The sequence below is a fragment of the Actinoplanes sp. NPDC048988 genome (assembly GCF_043197815.1).
Lineage (GTDB): Bacteria > Actinomycetota > Actinomycetes > Mycobacteriales > Micromonosporaceae > Actinoplanes.
Genome location: NZ_JBICTW010000003.1, coordinates 232,311 through 250,092, shown reverse-complemented (window position 1 = coordinate 250,092; position 17,782 = coordinate 232,311). Strand labels below are relative to the sequence as shown.

The 17,782-nt window shown below is 72.3% G+C and carries 15 protein-coding genes and 1 pseudogene; 9 read left to right on the top strand and 7 right to left on the bottom strand.

Annotated elements, in window-relative coordinates; translation table 11 throughout:
• Positions 1-168 precede the first annotated feature (168 nt).
• The 3 genes from ACGFJ7_RS12005 to ACGFJ7_RS11995 are packed head-to-tail and all read left to right on the top strand — an operon-like array spanning position 169 to position 4,837.
• The gene (locus ACGFJ7_RS12005) at positions 169-2,403 is read left to right on the top strand and encodes a GH92 family glycosyl hydrolase (protein WP_392642417.1); all 2,235 of its coding nucleotides are present in this window, start codon (positions 169-171) and stop codon (positions 2,401-2,403) included.
• On the top strand, positions 2,400-3,656 hold the full coding sequence (locus tag ACGFJ7_RS12000) for a glycosyltransferase (RefSeq protein WP_360249017.1): 1,257 nt from the start codon (positions 2,400-2,402) through the stop codon (positions 3,654-3,656). The genes ACGFJ7_RS12005 and ACGFJ7_RS12000 overlap by 4 nt, the downstream gene beginning before the upstream one ends.
• A complete protein-coding gene (locus tag ACGFJ7_RS11995; protein WP_360249020.1) occupies positions 3,653-4,837 on the top strand; it encodes a cytochrome P450 in 1,185 nt (394 codons plus the stop codon). Before ACGFJ7_RS12000 ends, ACGFJ7_RS11995 begins: the two co-directional genes overlap by 4 nt.
• Here ACGFJ7_RS11995 and ACGFJ7_RS11990 read toward each other — a convergent pair.
• Positions 4,786-5,151 carry a VOC family protein gene (locus ACGFJ7_RS11990; RefSeq protein ID WP_360249023.1) on the bottom strand — a complete coding sequence of 122 codons (366 nt, stop codon included), beginning with the start codon at positions 5,149-5,151 and terminating at the stop codon, positions 4,786-4,788. The genes ACGFJ7_RS11995 and ACGFJ7_RS11990 overlap by 52 nt on opposite strands.
• Positions 5,152-5,192: 41 nt before the next feature.
• Between ACGFJ7_RS11990 and ACGFJ7_RS11985 the strand changes: the two genes are divergently transcribed.
• Entirely contained in the window at positions 5,193-5,789 is a 597-nt protein-coding gene (locus tag ACGFJ7_RS11985; RefSeq protein WP_360249026.1) for a winged helix-turn-helix transcriptional regulator, read from the top strand.
• On the opposite strand, the gene ACGFJ7_RS11980 is transcribed toward ACGFJ7_RS11985, so the two are convergent.
• A complete protein-coding gene (locus ACGFJ7_RS11980) occupies positions 5,746-6,297 on the bottom strand; it encodes a hypothetical protein (protein ID WP_360249029.1) in 552 nt (183 codons plus the stop codon). The genes ACGFJ7_RS11985 and ACGFJ7_RS11980 overlap by 44 nt on opposite strands.
• 104 nt (positions 6,298-6,401) lie before the next feature.
• Positions 6,402-7,235 carry a class I SAM-dependent methyltransferase gene (locus tag ACGFJ7_RS11975; protein ID WP_360249032.1) on the bottom strand — a complete coding sequence of 278 codons (834 nt, stop codon included), beginning with the start codon at positions 7,233-7,235 and terminating at the stop codon, positions 6,402-6,404.
• A 149-nt stretch (positions 7,236-7,384) separates the two neighbouring features.
• On the opposite strand from ACGFJ7_RS11975, the gene ACGFJ7_RS11970 reads away from it, so the two are divergent.
• The 5 genes and pseudogenes from ACGFJ7_RS11970 (at position 7,385) to ACGFJ7_RS11950 (ending at position 12,593) form a co-directional block, all read left to right on the top strand.
• Positions 7,385-9,031, top strand: a complete 1,647-nt coding sequence (locus tag ACGFJ7_RS11970; protein ID WP_392642177.1) for a histidinol-phosphatase — start codon at positions 7,385-7,387, stop codon at positions 9,029-9,031.
• A gap of 579 nt (positions 9,032-9,610) precedes the next feature.
• Complete coding sequence (locus ACGFJ7_RS11965; protein ID WP_392642176.1) at positions 9,611-10,285, top strand: hypothetical protein; 675 nt, start codon at positions 9,611-9,613, stop codon at positions 10,283-10,285.
• Positions 10,285-10,428, top strand: a pseudogene (locus tag ACGFJ7_RS11960) (repressor LexA); the annotation flags it as partial. The gene ACGFJ7_RS11965 and the pseudogene ACGFJ7_RS11960, both read left to right, overlap by 1 nt.
• Before the next feature lie 1,047 nt (positions 10,429-11,475).
• Positions 11,476-11,763 carry a S24 family peptidase gene (locus tag ACGFJ7_RS11955; protein ID WP_360250004.1) on the top strand — a complete coding sequence of 96 codons (288 nt, stop codon included), beginning with the start codon at positions 11,476-11,478 and terminating at the stop codon, positions 11,761-11,763.
• Entirely contained in the window at positions 11,760-12,593 is an 834-nt protein-coding gene (locus ACGFJ7_RS11950; RefSeq protein ID WP_392642175.1) for a PHP domain-containing protein, read from the top strand. The genes ACGFJ7_RS11955 and ACGFJ7_RS11950 overlap by 4 nt, the downstream gene beginning before the upstream one ends.
• On the opposite strand, the gene ACGFJ7_RS11945 is transcribed toward ACGFJ7_RS11950, so the two are convergent.
• Genes ACGFJ7_RS11945 through ACGFJ7_RS11930 form a run of 4 tightly spaced genes read right to left on the bottom strand, consistent with a single transcriptional unit; the run spans position 12,594 to position 17,732 of the window.
• Positions 12,594-13,352, bottom strand: a complete 759-nt coding sequence (locus ACGFJ7_RS11945; RefSeq protein ID WP_360249044.1) for an antibiotic biosynthesis monooxygenase — start codon at positions 13,350-13,352, stop codon at positions 12,594-12,596. It lies immediately after the preceding gene.
• A 39-nt stretch (positions 13,353-13,391) separates the two neighbouring features.
• Positions 13,392-14,414, bottom strand: coding sequence for an LLM class flavin-dependent oxidoreductase (locus ACGFJ7_RS11940; RefSeq protein ID WP_360249047.1), 1,023 nt, complete (start codon positions 14,412-14,414; stop codon positions 13,392-13,394).
• A gap of 44 nt (positions 14,415-14,458) precedes the next feature.
• The gene (locus ACGFJ7_RS11935; protein WP_360249050.1) at positions 14,459-16,072 is read right to left on the bottom strand and encodes a methyl-accepting chemotaxis protein; all 1,614 of its coding nucleotides are present in this window, start codon (positions 16,070-16,072) and stop codon (positions 14,459-14,461) included.
• A gap of 16 nt (positions 16,073-16,088) precedes the next feature.
• Entirely contained in the window at positions 16,089-17,732 is a 1,644-nt protein-coding gene (locus ACGFJ7_RS11930; protein WP_360249053.1) for a methyl-accepting chemotaxis protein, read from the bottom strand.
• Between the last annotated feature and the right edge of the window lie 50 nt (positions 17,733-17,782).

Sequence of the window (17,782 nt, the reverse complement as noted above, 5' to 3'; positions counted from 1 at the left end):
CAGAACCGTGCCGTCGGCACCGCTGCCCGATCGGGTATCAGCCGGATTCGGCCAGCCGGATTTACGACAGAATGATCACGAGGCCGACAAGGCGCCTTGATCAACTTCTCGGGCGGAGTTCACCTGACGGAAACCTCCACCGAACCTCCAGATAGGTAGAGTCCCGCCATTCTTGACAACGTCGACCCTTTCATCGGCACCGCGGCGACCGACCTGGCGCCGCCTCTCGGCCTGGCCGCCACCTGGTGGTGGCCCAAACCCCAGGTGGGCAACACCCATCCGGGAGCGACCTCGCCGCTGGGCATGGTCTCCGCGTGCGCCTACTCCGGCGCGTACCCGACCGGGTACGGCCTCTACAGCAAGAACACCGAGGGGGTGCCGGAGGAGATGTTCGACCGCTTGCAGGCCTCCGGGTTCACCCACTTTCAGCAGTCCGGCACCGGCGCCATCCGCAAGTACTACAACTACGTCCGGGTCACCCCGATGGTGCAGCCGCTCGACGAGCTCGGGCAGTCGTGGGCGCTGACCGACGAGGAGGCCTCGCCCGGCTACTACGCGGCCACGCTGGACACCGGCATCCGCTGCGAGATCACCGTCGGGGCCAAGGTGGCCGTGCACCGGTACACGTTCCCGGAGAGCAGCAGCGGCCGCGTGGTCATCGACATGTCGATGGGCGGGCTCGCTGTCGAGCTCGGCCGCACGGTTCCGCTCCGGGCCCAGGTCGAGAGCATGGGGATGGGCCGGGCACAGGGCACCGTGGTCATGGAGGGCGTTCCGCTCAGTGTCTACGCCGAGGTGGACTCGCCCGGCTGGCGGCAGATGCTCTGGTACGACCGGCGGCTCATCGACGGCGGCACCCGGCTCGACTTCGACAGCATCCGGCACACCAACCTGCGCCCGTTCGGCATGCTGTTCCGCGGCAACGCCCGCGCCGGTCAGACGGTCGAGGTCCGGCTCGGTTTCTCGCTGCGCGGCTGCGACCAGGCCCGCGACAACCTGCGCCGCGAGTGCGGCGAGGACGGCCCGTCGTTCGGCCGGGTCCGTTCGGCGACCAGGTCCCGCTGGCGCGAGCACCTGGACAAAGTTCGCGTCGACGGTGGTACGCCGTCGCGGCGCACCGTGTTCTCCACGGCGCTCTACCACTCGCTGATCAAGCCGTGTTTCGCCGACGACGAGAGCCCGTTCTGGCCTAATTCCGGTCCGTACGCCTTCGACGTCTGCACCATGTGGGACATCTACAAGACCCAGCTGCCGCTGCTGGCCGCGATCGCCCCCGAGCGCTCGGCCGACCTGCTGGAGTCGCTCATCCGGGTCTGTGAGGAGGAGGGCAACTTCCCGATCGGCTACCGGATGGCCCGCGGCGCCGACCGGTTCTTCCGGCAGGCCAGCGCGCTCGCGCACACCGCCATCGCCGACGCCCAGGCGCTGGGCCGGGCCGAGATCGACTGGGCCTGGGCCCTGGTCCACATGGTCGACGACCTGCGGCGGATGTACGGCGAGGACTTCTTCGAGCACGGTGTCGTCCACCCGATCACGCACACCCTCGACCTGGCCTACGCCTATCAGTGCACGGCCCGCGTGGCCCGCGCGCTCGGCGACCGCCGGCTGGCCCGGGACCTCGAGGAGAAGGCCAAGGGCTGGGTGAACGCGTTCGACCCGGCCACCGGGCTGCTGCGCGACTCGGAGTTCTACGAGGGCGGCAAGTGGAACTACTCCTTCCGCCTGGTCCACGACATGGCCGCGCGCATCGCGCTGGCCGGCGGCGACGGCACCTTCCTGGCCAAACTCGACCGGTTCTTCGGGTACGGCGCCGGCCCGGTCACCCAGCCCGGCCGGCGTCCCCAGCCGGGCGAGATGGCCGCGGGCTACGCGCTCAACCGCTTCGAGGGCCTGAACAACGAGCCCGACATGGAAGCGCCGTGGGCCTACCACTGGGCGGGGCGCCCCGACCGGACCGCCGAAGTCGTGCAGTCGGCCTTGACCTGGCAGTTCGGCACCGGGCCGGGTGGCCTGCCCGGCAACGACGACTCGGGCGGGCTGAGTTCCTGGTACGTGTGGGCGTCGCTCGGCCTGTTCCCGGTCGCCGGTCAACAGCTGTTCCTCGTCAACGCGCCGGCTTTCGAGCGCGCGGCGATCCAGATGCCGGGTGGCGAGTTCGTCGTCGAGACCAGCGGCCTGCGGGACAACCCGATCGGCAGCGACGGACTCGACCGCGAGCTTCCGGCCCAGTACGTCCAGTCGGCCACCCTGAACGGCAAGCCGTTGCACGCCACGCATCTGAGCGCCGCCACCGTGCACCGCGGCGGCCGGTTGCACCTGCGGCTGGGCCCGGAGCCGACGAGCTGGGGAAGCGGGAACCGCCCGCCCTCCCTGTCCGACCCGTCACCACCGGAGGAACGTTGACCCACCCCGATCGCCGACTCGTCATCGTGGTCCGTGCCGACCCGGTGATCTGCGGCCATTCCGGCGAGGCCCGCAACCTGGCCGAGGTGGCGCTGACCCGGGGCTTCACCGACGTACGACTGCTGACCTGGCCCATCGGCGTGCTCCAGTCGGCCGGGCTGCCGCTCAAGCCACTGGACCGCCTCCTGCCGTACACCGAGGGCATCACCGTCGAACGCCCGGAGGCCGTCGGCGACTACCGGGTGCCGGACGGACGTCATCTGGCCGGGCTGACCGGGCGCCTGGTCGAGTTGCTGGCCGACCCGGTCCCGACCGTCTGCCTGTCGATGTACCTGGTGCCGCACACGCAGGTCGTGGTGGACGCCGTGACCTCGGCCCGGGCCGCCGGCTTCGACCCGGACGTGCGCACGGTGGCCAAGGCGGTCGGCTCGGACGTGACTAACGTGATCCGTTCCTGCCTGCGCGAGGGCCGCTTCGGCGCGGCGACCGTCCTGTTCACCACGTTCCTGGCCAACGACGAGGTGGTGGCGGTCTCCGAGTACACCCGCGACGAGATCATCGCCTCGGCGCGGGAAGTGGACGAGGCGTGCGGCACGTCGTTCGCCGACCAGTGCCGCGCTCGCGTCACCGTCAGCTATCCGCCGATCGACTCGTCCGCGTACCTCGACCTGGACGAGGACGCGGTGGACGCGGCCCTGGCCAAGCGGGGCCTGGAACGGGGTGGCTATGTGCTCTTCCTGTCCCGGGTGGCCCGAGCCAAGGGCATCTACGACCTGATCATCGCGTACGGGCAGATGCGCTCCCGCGACAAGGTGAAGCTGGTCGTGGCGGGCACCGGCCCGGCGCTGGAGCACGTGCGGGCGATGGCCAAGGAGGACGACCAGATCATCTTCCTGACCGACGTCGACGACGAGGAGAAGCCGCTGCTCATGCGCGGCTGCGCCGCGTACGCCCTGCCGACCAAGCCGGAACCGGACTTCGTCGAGACGTTCGGCATCGCCCTGGCCGAGAAGGCCCTGGCCGGCGGCGGCCCGATCATCACGACGCTGACCGGCGGCACGGGCGAGGCGGTCGGCGACACGGCGATCATCGTGGAGGCGGGCGACATCAACGCCCTGGCCGAGGCGATCGACACGGCCGTGCTCGACATGTCCGACTCCGACAAGGAGGACCTGGCCAAGCGCGCCCGCGAGCACGCGATGACGTTCGACCGGGGCGCCGTCTTCGACGACCTGTTCCCGCCCTCGCCGTGATCGATTTCGGGGATCCGGGGTTCATCCGCGATCCGTACCCGGCGCTGGCCCGGCTCCGCGCGGCCGGGCCGGTGCTGTGGCACGAGCCGACCGGGCGGTGGCTGGCCGCGAGCCACGCCACCGCCGGGGCGGTCCTGCGCGACCGCCGGCTGGGCCGCTTCTGGACGGACCGGGAGCCGGCTTCGACGTACGAGCCGTTCAATCTCCTGCACCGCAACCAGATGATGGAGAACGAGCCGCCCGTACACACCAGGCTCCGTTCGTCGGTCGCCGCGGCCTTCAACCGTGGTCACGTCGCCCGGCTGCAACCGGCGATCGCGGCCTCGGCGGCCTCTCTGCTCGCGGCCGCCGGACCGTCCTTCGACCTGCTGGCCGACGTGGCCGAGCCGCTGGCGGTCGAGGTGATCGCGGAACTGCTCGGCGTTCCCGTCGCCGATCGCCGCTGGTTGCGGCCGTGGTCCGCCGCCATCGTGCGGATGTACGAGGTCACGCGCACCCCGGCCGACGAGGCGGCGGCCCTGGACGCCTGCCGGGAGTTCGCGGACTACCTGCGCGCGCTGGCCGCCCGCCGCGCCGCCGACCCGCGCGACGACATGATCAGCCACCTGGCCGCCGGCGACCTCACGCCGGACGAGGTGGTGGCCTCGGCGATCCTGCTGCTCAACGCCGGCCACGAGGCCTCGGTGAACGCCCTCGGCGGGGGCGTGGTGGCCCTGCTGCGCCACCCGGCCGAACTGGCCCGGCTGCGCGCCGACCGCACGCTGATCGACAGCGCGGCCGAGGAGATGATCCGCTACGACTCCCCGCTGCACATGTTCATCCGTACGGCCGCCGCCGACGTCCACCTGGGCGCCGTCACGATCCCGGCCGGCGCCGAGGTGGCGGCCCTGCTCGGCGCGGCCAACCGCGACCCCGCGGTCTTCGCCGGCCCGGACCGGTTCGACATCGCCCGTACCCCCAATCCGCACCTGGGTTTCGGCGCGGGCCCGCACTTCTGCCTGGGCGCCCCGCTGGCCCGCCTGGAACTGCGGGCGGCCCTGACCGCCCTGCTCGACCACGCCCCGGAGCTGGCACTGGCCGCGGAGCCGGTCCAGCGCCCGACCTTCGTGCTGCGCGGGTATGAGGCCGTCTACGTGACCGCGGCGAGCCCGACGAGATTGCCCTCGGGGTCCCTGAAGTGAGCGACGGTCAGGGCTCCGTCCCGCACGCGCTCCGGCTCCGACACCCGGCTTCCGCCCAGCCGTTCAGCCTCCCGGAGCGCGGCCTCGACGTCGGGAACGCCTACATAGAACAGGGCCCGTGGCTCGTACCCGGCCCCACCGCCCACGCCGCCGGGAAGGCCGCCGTCGACGAAGCCGTATTCGCCCGTCGCGGACACCGACGCCGCGACGGGCCCGCTGGTGTCGAACGTCCACCCGAACAGGCGGCCGTAGTAGCCGCGCAGCTGCCGCGGATCCGATCCGATGATCTCGAAGTGCACCACTGGCTGTCCCATGCCGTTTGACGCTAGCCATCGTGGTTGTTAAAAACAACCACATGCCGACGAGTCGCAGCTACGGGGACGCGTGCGCCATCGCCCGCGCGCTCGACGTGGTGGGGGAGCGGTGGGCGCTGCTCGTCGTCCGCGAGTTGCTCCTGGGCCCGCAACGCTTCTCCGACCTGCGCCGGGCCCTGCCGGGGGCCAGCTCCAACATGCTCACCGACCGGCTGCGCGAGCTCCAAGCCCGCGGGGTCCTGGTGAAACGGCAGCTCTACGAGCTGACCGAGTCCGGCCGGGAACTCGAGCCGATCATCCTGGCCCTGGGAGGCTGGGGCCTGCGCTACGCGCCGCCCGAGCCGGCTCACTTGAGCGCGGCCTCCGTGCTGTTGTTCCTGCGGGGTTCGCGGACCCCGCAGGCGCCGGGCGTCTACCGCGTCGAACTCGGCGACCGGGCCTGGACCGTGACCGCGGCCGACGGCCGGCTGCACATCGAACCCGGCGAGCCGGCCGACCCCGCGGCGACCCTTCGCACCGACCCCGCCACCCTGAACGCCCTGCTCGGCGGGGAGACCTCGCTCGCCGCCGCCCGTGCGAGCGGCGCGGCGTCGGTCAGCGGCGACGAGGGCGCGCTGGATCGGCTTCTGTCCGGCTGACGCCGCGGGTGTGGCGCTCGTAGGAGCGCGTCGCGACGGCCAGGGCGACGATCCACACGGTGAAATGCAGGATGCCGTAGACGCCGGTCCACGGGCTGAAGATCGCCTCGGGCGCGTCCCATTGCACGAACGCCAGCACAGTCGCGAACGCCAGGTACGCGGAGAGGGCCACGACCAGCCCGTATCCCGGAACCAGGAGCAGCCCACGTGGCACCCGCCGGCCCGCGAGGCCCGGCACCCAGCCCGGAAAGACCAGCCCCCAGGGCCGGATCAGCGCGAGGGCCAGCACGGCCGGCAGCAGCGCGAGAGCGTTCAGCGTCCACAGGTACACGGCGCCACCGTCGGCGTGCCACTCGTCGAACCGTTCCTCGACCGCGAACAGCGGAACCCCCGCGGCCCACACGACGTGCAGCGGCATGAACCCGACCGTCGCCGCCAGTGCCGCGACCCATCCGGCCCGTACCGCCGGCCCTCGGTCCCTCTCCCGGACGCCTCCGTGCTCAGTCATCGACCCAGTCTGATCGCTCACGCCCCGACGCGCGGCCCCGCTTCCGCCGCGTCGCTCAGTCAACGCCTCCGAGGCTTCGCTCGGCGCGGTTCGGGCGGCGGCGCTCAGCCGGCGGCTCCGGAGGCCAGCAGGGCGGCTGTGGGCAGGGCGAGCCTTCCGTCATCGTCGAGGAAGGCGGCGGTGTGTTCGTCGTACGACTGGCGGATGTGGGCGAGGGTGGCCGTGTCCTGGCGCCGCATCACCTGGCCGGGGGCGCTCAGGCCGTTGGCCGGGCCGCTCCACCACGACTCGGGGTCGGTGCGGTGGGTCCAGGTGATGGTCTCGCTGGTGACGCCGGCGAGGCCGGAGCGGCGGAGCAAGGTGGCCAGGCCGTCCTCTGTACGCGGGAAGTCCTTGTCCGGGGCGAGGCGGGGCAGGCCGGCCGGGCGGTCGACGCCGGCCGCGTCGAAGACGGTCGACCAGAGTCGCTGTGCCGGCGGTGCGGGGTACGGCCAGATCGTCACGGCGACGCGGCCGCCGGGGCGGACGACGCGGCGGAGCTCGCGGATCGCGGCCGTGGGGTCGCCGACGTGGTTGACGACGAAGTTGGCCACGGCCGCGTCGAAGGAGCCGTCCGGGAACGGCAGCTCCGGCAGGACCGCCCGGTGGACCTCGGCCGCCGGGACGCGGCGGCTGGTCAGCTCCAGCATGCTCGGCTCGGCGTCGACGGCCACCACGTGTGCGCCGCGCGCCCAGGCCAGTGCCGCGACGGTGCCCGTGCCGGTGCCCGCGTCGAGCACGCGGACGCCGGCCTCGACGCCCGCGGCGTCCAGCAGCGCCCCGGCCGGATGGGCGCACAGGGCGGCGAAACTGCCCTGGTACGCGGTGGCCCGGCCGGCCCACTGCGCTCGTTCATGGAGATCGAAATCGGTCGTGGTCGTTGCTTCATGCGCTGCCATGATGACCGACAACCTAGCCCATGCCGGGTGCCCGCACCGCCGTACATCCGACCTCGCGATGACCTCGGGAGTTAGCCGGGTGTTGGCGTGGTGGTCGATTGCGGTGAGCAGGGTGGTCGTCGCTTCAAGATCATCGAGGGGGAAGTGGCATGGCGACCGATCAGACGCTGCCGGAGTGGGCCGATCCAGAAGTGCCCGAGTCGAAGCTGGACGCGCAAGCCGTGTCGCGGCGCGGGATTCTCAAGAGCGCGGGGCTCTTCGGGGTGGGGTTCGCGGCGGCCGGTGCCCTCGCTCCGTCACCGGCGTCCGCTCACGGATCGCACTCACACGCGGAAGACGGTGACTTCGCGTATCTGGCGGGCGACCACCACGTGCACACGGTGTACAGCCACGACGCCAAGTACACGTTCAGCCAGCAGGCCATGCGGGCGGCCCAGTTCGGGCTCGACTGGATGGTCATGACCGAGCACAGCAACATCGGGCACGCCAACGCCGGCGGCGCGCTGGCCGAGCACGCCGAAGTGGTCGCGGCCCGTGCCGAGAACCCCCGCATGCTGCTGTTCCAGGGTCTCGAGTGGTACATCCCGGGCGCCGAGCACGCGACGGTGTTCACCGCACCCGGAGCCAACGAGGCGACGATTCTGCGGGACTTCGAACTCGCGTACGACGGAAAGCTCCTCAATCGCACCACCTCCACGCCGGAGAACGAGGCCCTGGCGGTCGAGGCGATCAAGTGGCTGGGCGCCCGCAAGCGCGCCGGGGACGTGCCGGACGTGCTCGTGCTGGCCAACCACCCCTCGCGGCTGGGCATCGACTCGCCGTCCGAGCTGCGCGGATGGCGCGACGCCGACCCTCGCATCATGATCGGCATGGAGGGCGCGCCGGGCGCTCAGGGCGCGGCCCTGCCCGGCTGGCGCGGCGCCACCAGCGTCCGCGGCGAATACGAGAACAAGCCGTCGGCCCAGTCCTGGCCCGGCTACCCCGCCGAGGCGTACGTGACCTATGGCGGTTTCGACTGGATGACGGCGACCGTCGGTGGCATGTGGGACGCGCTGCTCGCGGAGGGCAAGCTCTTCTCCATCACGTCGAACTCGGACAACCACCGGACCGTTTACGACACGTGGCGCAACGGCGACTGGCCGGCCGGGCAGAACTTCGACAACACCGGCAAACTCCCCGACCCCGTGCCGACGACCACTCCCCAGGCCGGCAGCGACTTCTGGCCAGGGCAATTCAGCCGTACGCACGTGGGCGTGACCCGCTACGGCTACCGCGAGGTGATGGACGGGCTCCGGGCCGGCCGCGTCTGGGCCGACCACGGCCAGCTGCTGGACGCGATCGACGTCCGGCTGGTCGGCTCCGGATCGAAATCGGCCACGCTGGGCGGCCGGCTCCGCGCGCGCCGGGGCGAGAAGCTGACGCTGCTCGTCACGGTCACCACCGCCTCGAGGCCGAACCTGCACAACGTGGTGCCGTCCCTGGCCCACGTCGACATCATCCAGGGCGCCGTACGCGGACCCGCCGCCGACCGGAGCACGTGGCGCGCCCCGGCGACGCGGGTGACCCGCAGCATCGGGGTCACCGGCCGCAAGGGCACCTACACGCTGCGGATCCCGATCGACCCCGTACGCGAACCCGGCTACCTGCGCCTGCGCGGCAGCGACGGCCGCCGCAACGGCCCCGGCCTGCTCGGCAAGGCGATCGACCCGCGCGGCCCGGTCGCGCACACCCCCGGCGACGGCGACCCGTGGCTCGACACCTGGTTCTACACCAACCCGATCTTCATCGACCTGTGATGGAGGGCGGCCCGGGAAGACCCCCACACCGGGCCGCCGGCGAGCCTCGATGACCACCGGTCATCGAGGCTCGTCCCTTTTCGGTACGGTGTCGCGATGTTCGCCATCAAGCCCCTGCACCTGTTGGTCTGCCTGGTCGTCGTGATCGGCCTGGTCGTCGCCCTGATCCTGGCGTCGCGCCGCCGCTGACCGCCGCCCGTACTCCGCCGCGCCGCTGTTGACCGCCGGTGCTGATCAGTCTGCTCCGGCGCGGACCGTCCACGCTGACCGCCCGCGCTCACCCGTCGGCCCTGTCGTCGGCCGTCGGCGTTGGTCCGCCTCCTCGGTGCTGACCGCCGGCGTTGGTTCGCCCCCTCGGTGCTGATCGCCCGGGCTGACCCGCCGCCCGCGTCGTCGACCGTCCAAAAGTGTCATACCCCCGGTCTAGGGTCGCCTCATGACGCAGACCGGCATCGCGTCCCGTCCCGCGCGCCCGCCGCGGGCCGGGTCACTGCCGCGCCCACCACGGCGCGGTTCCCTTTCGTCCTCCTTCGGGGCGGGGCCGGCCTCGGCGTGTGCTTCCCGGCGGGAGGGCGGCCGATGACCTGGTCCGGCGGCGTTCTCGGTACGGCGGTCGACCACACCGAGGCGAAACGCCTTCTGGTCACCGCGGGGTGGACGCCGTGCGGCGCCGGCGACTGGGCGATCGCGCTGCGGTCACCCGACGGCGCCATGGCGGCCCGGATCAGCCCCTTCGACCCGGCCGGACCGTACACGGCGGCGCTCTACCGGGAAGCCGCCCACACCCGGCAGGTGCCGGTGCTCGTCGAGCATCGGCGGCTGACCGGTGGCGGCGACCTCCAGGTCATGGAGTGGCTCCAGCCGGTGCCGGCGGACGAGGCCGACGCGTTTCACCGGGCGATCGCGGCCGGGGCGCCGGAGGTCGCCGAGCTGGTCCGCGTTTGTCGGGTCCACGAGCGGGCGCGGCTCGAGCTGCCGTGGTGCGGCCCGCTCGACACGAATCCGTCAAACGTCATGCGCGCCGCCGACGGACGTCCGGTGGTGGCCGACCTCTTCTACGCGGACGGTCCGGCCCTCTACGAGACCGCCGCCACGCGGCCCGACGTGCTGGTCGCCCGCATTCCCGAGCCGGAGCGCCGTTTCCTGACCGAGATCCCGTTGACCAGCTCCGGCCCCTGGAAACCCGGCGAGCAGGCGGCCCTGCGCGCCGCGATCGCCGCCGCCGAAGCCCGCCGGGAGGTGACCACCACCTGATGCGGTCCGCACAGCACGACGACTTGTCCGCCCGCCAGCGCCACATCCTTTCCTTCCTCGCCGACTGGACCGGCCGTCGCGGCTACCCGCCCACGATCCGCGAGATCGGCGACGCGGTCGGCCTGACCTCGTCCTCGAGCGTCGCCTACCAGCTGACCCAGCTCGAACGCAAAGGCCACCTGCGCCGCCGCGCCGGCCGAGCCCTTCTCACCGACCGCCCACACCCGCCCAGCGAACCATCCCCCGCCCGGCATTCCGCCGAACGGCCGTCCGACGGTGGCCAGGCCGAGCGGCCGTCCCACGGTGGCCGGGCCGGGCGGCCGTCCGACGGTGGCTGGGCGGAGCGGCCGTCCGACGGTGGCCTGGCTGGGCGGCCGTCCCATGGTGGCCAGGCGGAGCGGCCGTCCGACGGTGGCTGGGCGGAGCGGCCGTCCCATGGTGGCCTGGCTGGGCGGCCGTCCGACGGTGGCCCGGCCGAGCGGCCCGCCTCGGCCATCCGATCGGCACAGCCGGGTTCCGGCGGGACAGACGCGGCTCGACCGCCCGCCGGCCGGACGATTGCGGGCGGCAGCGAAGGGGGAGGAGCGCGCGCCGACCGGTCCAACGGGGGCGGCGGGAGTTCGGGGGAGGAACGCTTCGGCCGGTCCGACATGGGCGGCGGGGGTTCGGGTGGAGAGGGCTTCGGCCGGTCCGGCGGGAGTTCGCGAGAAAAGGGCTTCAGCCGGTCCGGCGAGGGCGGCGGGAGTTCGGGGGAGAAGGGCTTCAGCCGGTCCGGCGGGGGCGGCGCGCGCGTCGGCGAGTCGAGTGCGGGCGACAGCGGCGTGCGGGAAGCGACCGCTGGACGATCCGATGCGGGCGAGAGCAGCACCGGTGGAGCGGGCGCCGGCCGGGCGAGCGCGGGCGACGGCGTTGTCGAAAGGCGCGCGAGCGCGGGCGACGGCGTTGCCGGAAGGCGCGCGGGCCGGGCTGGCGGGGGTGCTGAAAGGCGGGCGAGCGCGGGCGACGGCGTTGCCGGAAGGCGCGCGGGCCGGGCTGGCGGGGGTGCTGAAAGGCGGACGGGCCGCGACCGCGGGGGTGCTGAAAGGCGCGCCGGCGGGGGTGGTGTGAGCGAGGCCGGGAACGCCGCGCGTCAGGGGAACCCGTGGGCCGGGGGAGCGGGAGCCGCCGGGCTTCCTGGCCAGGTTCCCGCGGTGGGGGTGATCGGGGCGGCGGCTCGGGATGGGCGGCTGGCCCTGCCGCGGGCCGTCGTCGGGGACGGGGAGCATTTCATGCTGCGGGTCCGCGACGATGTCATGGCCGGCGCGGAGATTCGGGCCGGTGACCTGGTGGTCGTGCGGCGGCAGGCCGGGGCCGAGGCCGGTGAGATCGTTGCCGCTCTCGTTGACGGTGAGGCTACGGTGCGCGTTGTCGATCAGGTCGCCGGCAGGGGGGACGTGGTTGTGCTGGGCCGTGTCGTCGCGGTTCTGAGGCAGCTGTGAGCGGGCTTCCGGGGGACTCCCACGTCCACAGCGAATGGTCGTGGGACGCGTCCGGCGGGGACATGGAGGCGACCTGTGCCCGGGCCGTCGAGGTCGGGCTGCCGGCCGTGTCCTTCACCGAGCATCTGGATCACACCGTGTGGCGGATCGAGGTTGAGGGACCGTACGCGCTGGACGTTCTGACCTCGCGGGCGGGGGCGGACCGGATGCTGACGCCGCCGCGGTTCGACGCCGTGGGGTATCTGGCGGCGGTCGAGCGGTGCCGGGAGCGGTTCCCGCGACTGCGGATCCTCAGTGGGCTGGAGATGGGGGAGCCGCACTGGCACGCCGAGGCCTGCCGGCGGGTTCTCGCGGCGGGGCCGTTCGATCGGCTGCTCGGGTCGCTGCACGCGCTCCCCGACGACGGGGTCTACGCCGAGCCGTGGGGGATCTATCCGCATCGGGAACCGGCCGAGGTGATGCGGGAGTACCTGGCGGCGGTCGCGGTCATGGTCGGCAGTGACTCGCCGTTCGCCGTGCTGGCGCACATCGACTATCCGGTTCGGTCGTGGCCGGGGCGTTTCGAGCCGGCCGACTTCGAGGAGGAGTTCCGGTACGCCCTGTGGGCCACCGCCGAGTCGGGGCGGGCGTTGGAGATCAATACCCGGATTCCGCTGCACGCCACGATTCTGCGCTGGTGGCACGACGTGGGCGGGGACGCGGTCAGCTTCGGCAGCGACGCCCACCTGCCCGAGCTTGTCGGGCACGGGTTCGCCGAGGCGGCCCGGATGGCCGAGGCCTACGGGTTCCGGCCGGGCCGGAGACCCTACGACCTGTGGGGCAGGGCCTAGCTAGCCCTGGTACGGCGGCGCCACGCCCCAGCCCCAGTGCGGGACCGGGGCCCGGCCGGGTGGGGTCGCGCCGGGCTGGGAGTTGGCCACGGCCAGGCGGGTGCCCCACTCGATGTAGGCCGTGAACGCCGACCGGAACTCGGGATCGCCGGGCAGGCCGACCTCGTCGGCGGCGTCCGCCAGCAGGCTCACCCAGCGGCGGCGCTGCGGCTCGGTGATGGCCTTGCCGACGTGGTGGGCCAGCATGTGGGGGTAGCCGCCGCGGTCGGCGGTGTAGCGGGCGGGGCCGCCGAAAACCTCGGACAGCCACATCGCCACGTACCGCGGATGGTCGGCGTCCATGTGGGCGAACAGCGGGCCGATCAGGTCGTCCTCGGCCACCAACTGGTAGAAGCGGATGGTCAGGCGCTCGAGCGCCCCGGTGCCGCCGGCCCAGTCGTACAGACTCGGGACGGCGCCGCCGGAACCGCGGACCGCCGTCGGCTCGTAGTGGCGCATCTCGTCGATGGCCTCGATGTACGGGCGGATCTCGGCCAGGAACCCGGGGAACAGGTCGCCGCCCCGGAAACCCTCGAGATGGTCGGTGGGCGACGTCCACGTGATCCGCAGAATGTAGACGGCGGGCTCGTCGGTGCAGCGGCTCAACTCGTAGTCGAGGCACTGCGGCGCGCTTGCCAGGAAGCGCGCCGCACGGGCGTACGCCTGCTCGAACTCGTCAGGGTCGCCGGGAACGCGGTACCGGATGTACTCGACGGTCATGCGTCCACCGTAGACTGGTGTTGCAAGGTAATTATGTAATCAGGCGGCGGTCCAGCCGATCGCCGGGGCGATGTGCTTGGTGATCGTCTCCAGGATGCGGGCGTTGTAGGCGACGCCCAGCTGGTTCGGCACCGTGAACAGGATCGTGTCGGCCGACTGCACGGCGGCGTCCGCGGCGAGCTCCTGGGCGATGCGGTCGGGCTCACCGGCGTACGTACGGCCGAAGCGCGACCGCACCCCCTCGAGAAGCCCCACCTGGTCGTCCTGGCCCTGGTTGCCGAAGTAGATCCGGTCGATCTCCTCGGTGATCGGCAGGACGCTGCGGGAGATCGACACGCGCGGGGTCCGGGAGTGGCCGGCTTGCTTCCACGCGTCGCGGTAAAGGGCGATCTGCTCCGCCTGCAGCTCGTCGAAGGGCACGCCGGTGTCCTCGGACAGCAGCGTCGAGCTCTGCAGGTTCACGCCGAGCTCGGCCGCCCACTGGGCCGTCGCCCTCGTGCCGGCGCCCCACCAGACGCGGTCGCGCAGGCCGGGGGCCTGGGGCTGGATGGCCAGGCCGGCGCTGACGCCGCCGGTGCGGGCCGGGTCCGTGCGGGCCACCGCCTCGCCCGAGATGGCGGACAGGAAGATCTCGGTCTTCGAGCGGGCCAGGTCGGCCGCGGTCGTGCCCTCGGGCGGGATGTAGCCGAACTGGTGGGCGCCGTTCAGCGCGGTCTCGGGGGATCCGCGCGAGACGCCCAGCTGCAGGCGCCCGCCGCTGATCAGGTCGGCCGCCGCCGCCTCCTCGGCCATGTAGAGCGGGTTCTCGTAGCGCATGTCGATGACGCCGGTGCCGATCTCGATGCGCTTCGTGCGGGCGCCGATCGCGGCCAGCAGCGGGAACGGCGAGGCGAGCTGACGCTCGAAGTGGTGCACCCGGACGAACGCGCCGTCGACGCCCAGTTCCTCGGCCGCCTCGGCCAGCTCGATGGTCTGCAGCAGGGCGTCGGCTCCGGTGCGGGTCTGCGACCCGGCGGCGTCACGCCAGTGCCCGAAGGACAGGAAACCGATCTTCTTCTTCACGTCGCTGACCAACCCGCGGCGGCGGCCCGCTATTTCCGGGCGAGCTATTTGCGGGCGAGCTGGAACTGGTCCACGATCTCCTGCAGCTCGCGGGACATCAGCTCGAGGTTCTCGGCCGTCTCCTGGGCCTCGGCCACGCCGTCCTTGGTCACCTGGGCCGAGGTGGCCACCCCGGAGACGCCCTCGGCGATCTCGCCCGAGCCGGTCGCGGCCTCGGTGATGTTGCGGCCCATCTCGGCGGTCGTCGCCGTCTGCTGCTCGACCGCGGCCGCGATCGTCGTCGAATGCTCGTTGACCTGGGCGATGATGCCGGTGATGCGGTCGATGGCGCCGATCGCGGCGGTGGTGTCGTGCTGGATGGCCGTCACCCGGGCCGCGATCGACTCGGTGGCCTTCGCGGTCTCCTGGGCCAGGTCCTTGACCTCGGAGGCGACCACGGCGAAACCCTTGCCGGACTCGCCGGCCCGGGCCGCCTCGATCGTCGCGTTGAGCGCGAGCAGGTTGGTCTGCTCGGCGATCGAGGTGATCAGCTTGACCACCTCGCCGATCTCGGCGCTGGAGCGGCCGAGCTGCCCGATGGTCTCGCCGGCCTCGCGGGCGCTGTCGACGCCGCTGGCCGCCACCCCGGCGGCCTGGCTGGCGCTGCCGGAGATCTCGCGGATGGCCGCGTTCATCTGCTCGGTGCCGGCGGCCACGGTCTGCACGCTCGTCGAGACCTCCTCGGCGGCCGTGGCGACCCGGCCCGACTGCTCGGACGCGCCGGCGGCGGCGTCGGCGATCCGGCCCGAGGCCGCGGTGAGCTCGTGCGAGGCGCCGGCCAGGGTACGGCTGTGGTCGCTGATCCGGTGGAACGCGGCCGCCAGCACCTCGAGGGTGCTGTTCACCGCCCGGCCCATGGTGGCCAGCTCGTCGCGGCCGCTCTCCGGCGCCCGTACCGTCAGGTCCTTGCCGGCGACCGAGCGCAGCGTGTCGACGGTGGCGCTGAGCGGGCGGGTGATGCTGCGGGTGACCAGCGCGGCGAGCAGCGCGGCCAGGGCCAGGGCCAGGATCCCGGCCACGATCATGAAGGTACGGGCGGTGGCGGCGGCGTCGCCGGCCTCGGTCTTCGCGGCCTCGGACCGGGCGGTGGTCGACGCGGTGACCTGGTCGATGGCGGCGATGATCGTGTCCATCAGTTCGAGCGCGGAACCGGCCACGAGGGCGTTGGCCTGTCTGGTCGCGGTCGCCGTCCCGGTCCGGTAGAGCGCGACGACCCGGTCGTCCACGGCGATGAACTCGGTGAACGCCTTGTCGGCGGCGGACACCGCCGACGCCTCGGCGGGCGGCAGGTCGTCCGCTCGCAATTTCTCCAGGTCCTGCTGGAAGGCCGCGGTCGAGGCCAGGAAGTTCTTGCGCTGACCGGCCGAGTCGGAGGTGGCGTTCGCGACCCCGCGCAGCGCGTCGAAGGCGTACCCGGTCTGCCAGCCGTTGAAGTCGGCGGTCCGGAACTTCGCGGTGAGCGCGTCCGCGCGCATGCCGGCCGCGGTGGCCAGCCTCTCGGTCGCGTTCTCGGCGGTGTTCTGGCCCCACAGGCCGATCCCGAGAGCGATGATCATGCAGACGCAGACGCCGGTGAACGCGCCGCCCAGCCGCATCCCGATCTTGATGTTGCCGAGCATGCGTATCGACTACCTCTCAGACGCGGAAGCGGGCGACCGCCGACCGGAGCTCGTCGGAGACCCGGGACAGCTCGTTCACCGAGGCGTCGGCCTCGGTCAGGGCGCTGGTCTGGGCCTGCACGGCCTCGGCGACCACATTGATGTTGCCGGCGATGTTCGAGCTGCCGCTCGCCGCGTCGCCGATGCTGCGGCTCATCTCGTTGGTGGTGGCCGTCTGCTCCTCGACGGCCGAGGCGATGGTCACCTGGTAGTCGTTGATCTCGGAGATGATCCGGGAGATCTCACCGATCGCGTCGACCGCGCGGGAGGTGTCGTCCTGGATGGCCTCGACCCGGCGCGAGATGTCCTCGGTGGCCTTCGCGGTCTCCTGGGCCAGATCCTTGACCTCGGTCGCCACCACCGCGAAGCCCTTGCCGGACTCGCCCGCGCGGGCCGCCTCGATCGTCGCGTTGAGGGCGAGCAGGTTGGTCTGCTCGGCGATCTGGGTGATCACCTTGACCACGTTGCCGATCTCCTCGGACGAGGTGCCGAGTTTGGCCACGGTGTCGTTCGTGCTCTGGGCGACGCCGACCGCCCGCGAGGCGACCTGGGCCGCGTTGTTGGCGTTCTCGGCGATCTCGCGGATCGAGACACCCATCTCGTCGCTGCCGGCGGCCACCGACTGCACGCTGGTGGACACGTCGCCGGCGCCGTTGGCCACGACGTTCGCCTGCTCGGCGGCCTCGCGCGCGCCCTCGGCGAGGCGGGTGCTGATGCTCGCGAGCCGCTGGGTGCCCTCACCCAGGGTGGTCGCGCCGTGGTTGAGTGCGTCGACGGTCTGGCGCAGGCCGTCGCGGGCGCGGTTCACCGCGTACGCCATGGCGCCGAGCTCGTCGCGCGAGCGCACCTCGGCCGGGACCGTCAGGTCACCCTCGGCCACCGCGTCCAGGGCCTTGGAGACCGTGGCCAGCTGCGGCCGGATCAGCCGGATGACGCCGACGCAGACCAGCAGGGCGAGCACCAGTCCGATGCCCAGGCCGGTCAGGGTCACCCCGCGCGCCTTCTTGTACGCGGCCTCACCGGCCGCGGCCATGGCGTCGGCCTCGGTGTCCTCGACCTCCTGGAGCTTCTTGATGTCCGCGGTCATCGTCTTCTCGGTGTCCGAGAACGCGGAGAGGATGTCGGCGGGGGCCGGAGTCTCGTACTTCGACGGGATCGCCTCGCCGAAGAAGGCGTAGTCACGCAGCGCCCGGTAGTTCCCGAGCGCGTCGGTGAACTCGGTCAGCACCTTCGTGCGGGTGGCCGAGCCGCTGGTGATCGACGTGTAGGCGGTCAGGGCGTCGTCGGTGTTGGCGTCCCCGGACCTGATCGTCTCCCGGCCAGCGGCCTTCGCGGCGTCGGTCTTGGCGCTGGAGACCTGGATCATGCCGCGGAACATCTCGGCCAGGCCGCCGCGCACGTTCGCGACCTGTTGGAGGCTGTCGACGTGCTGGGATTTCATCACCTTCAGGTCGTCACCGAGGGTGGCCATCCGGTTAATCGAGATCACGGTGACCGCGATCGCCACGACCGCCATGCAGACGGCGGCGGCGATGGTCTTGGCCAGCATGCTGCGGTCGGCGAAATACGCCGTGAGCGGCTTGCGGTCAATCGTGGTCGCGAATCCACCGCGATCGGGCATCGCACTTCCCCCTCGGAGCAGGACCGACGGAACAACCGTAGATCCACACT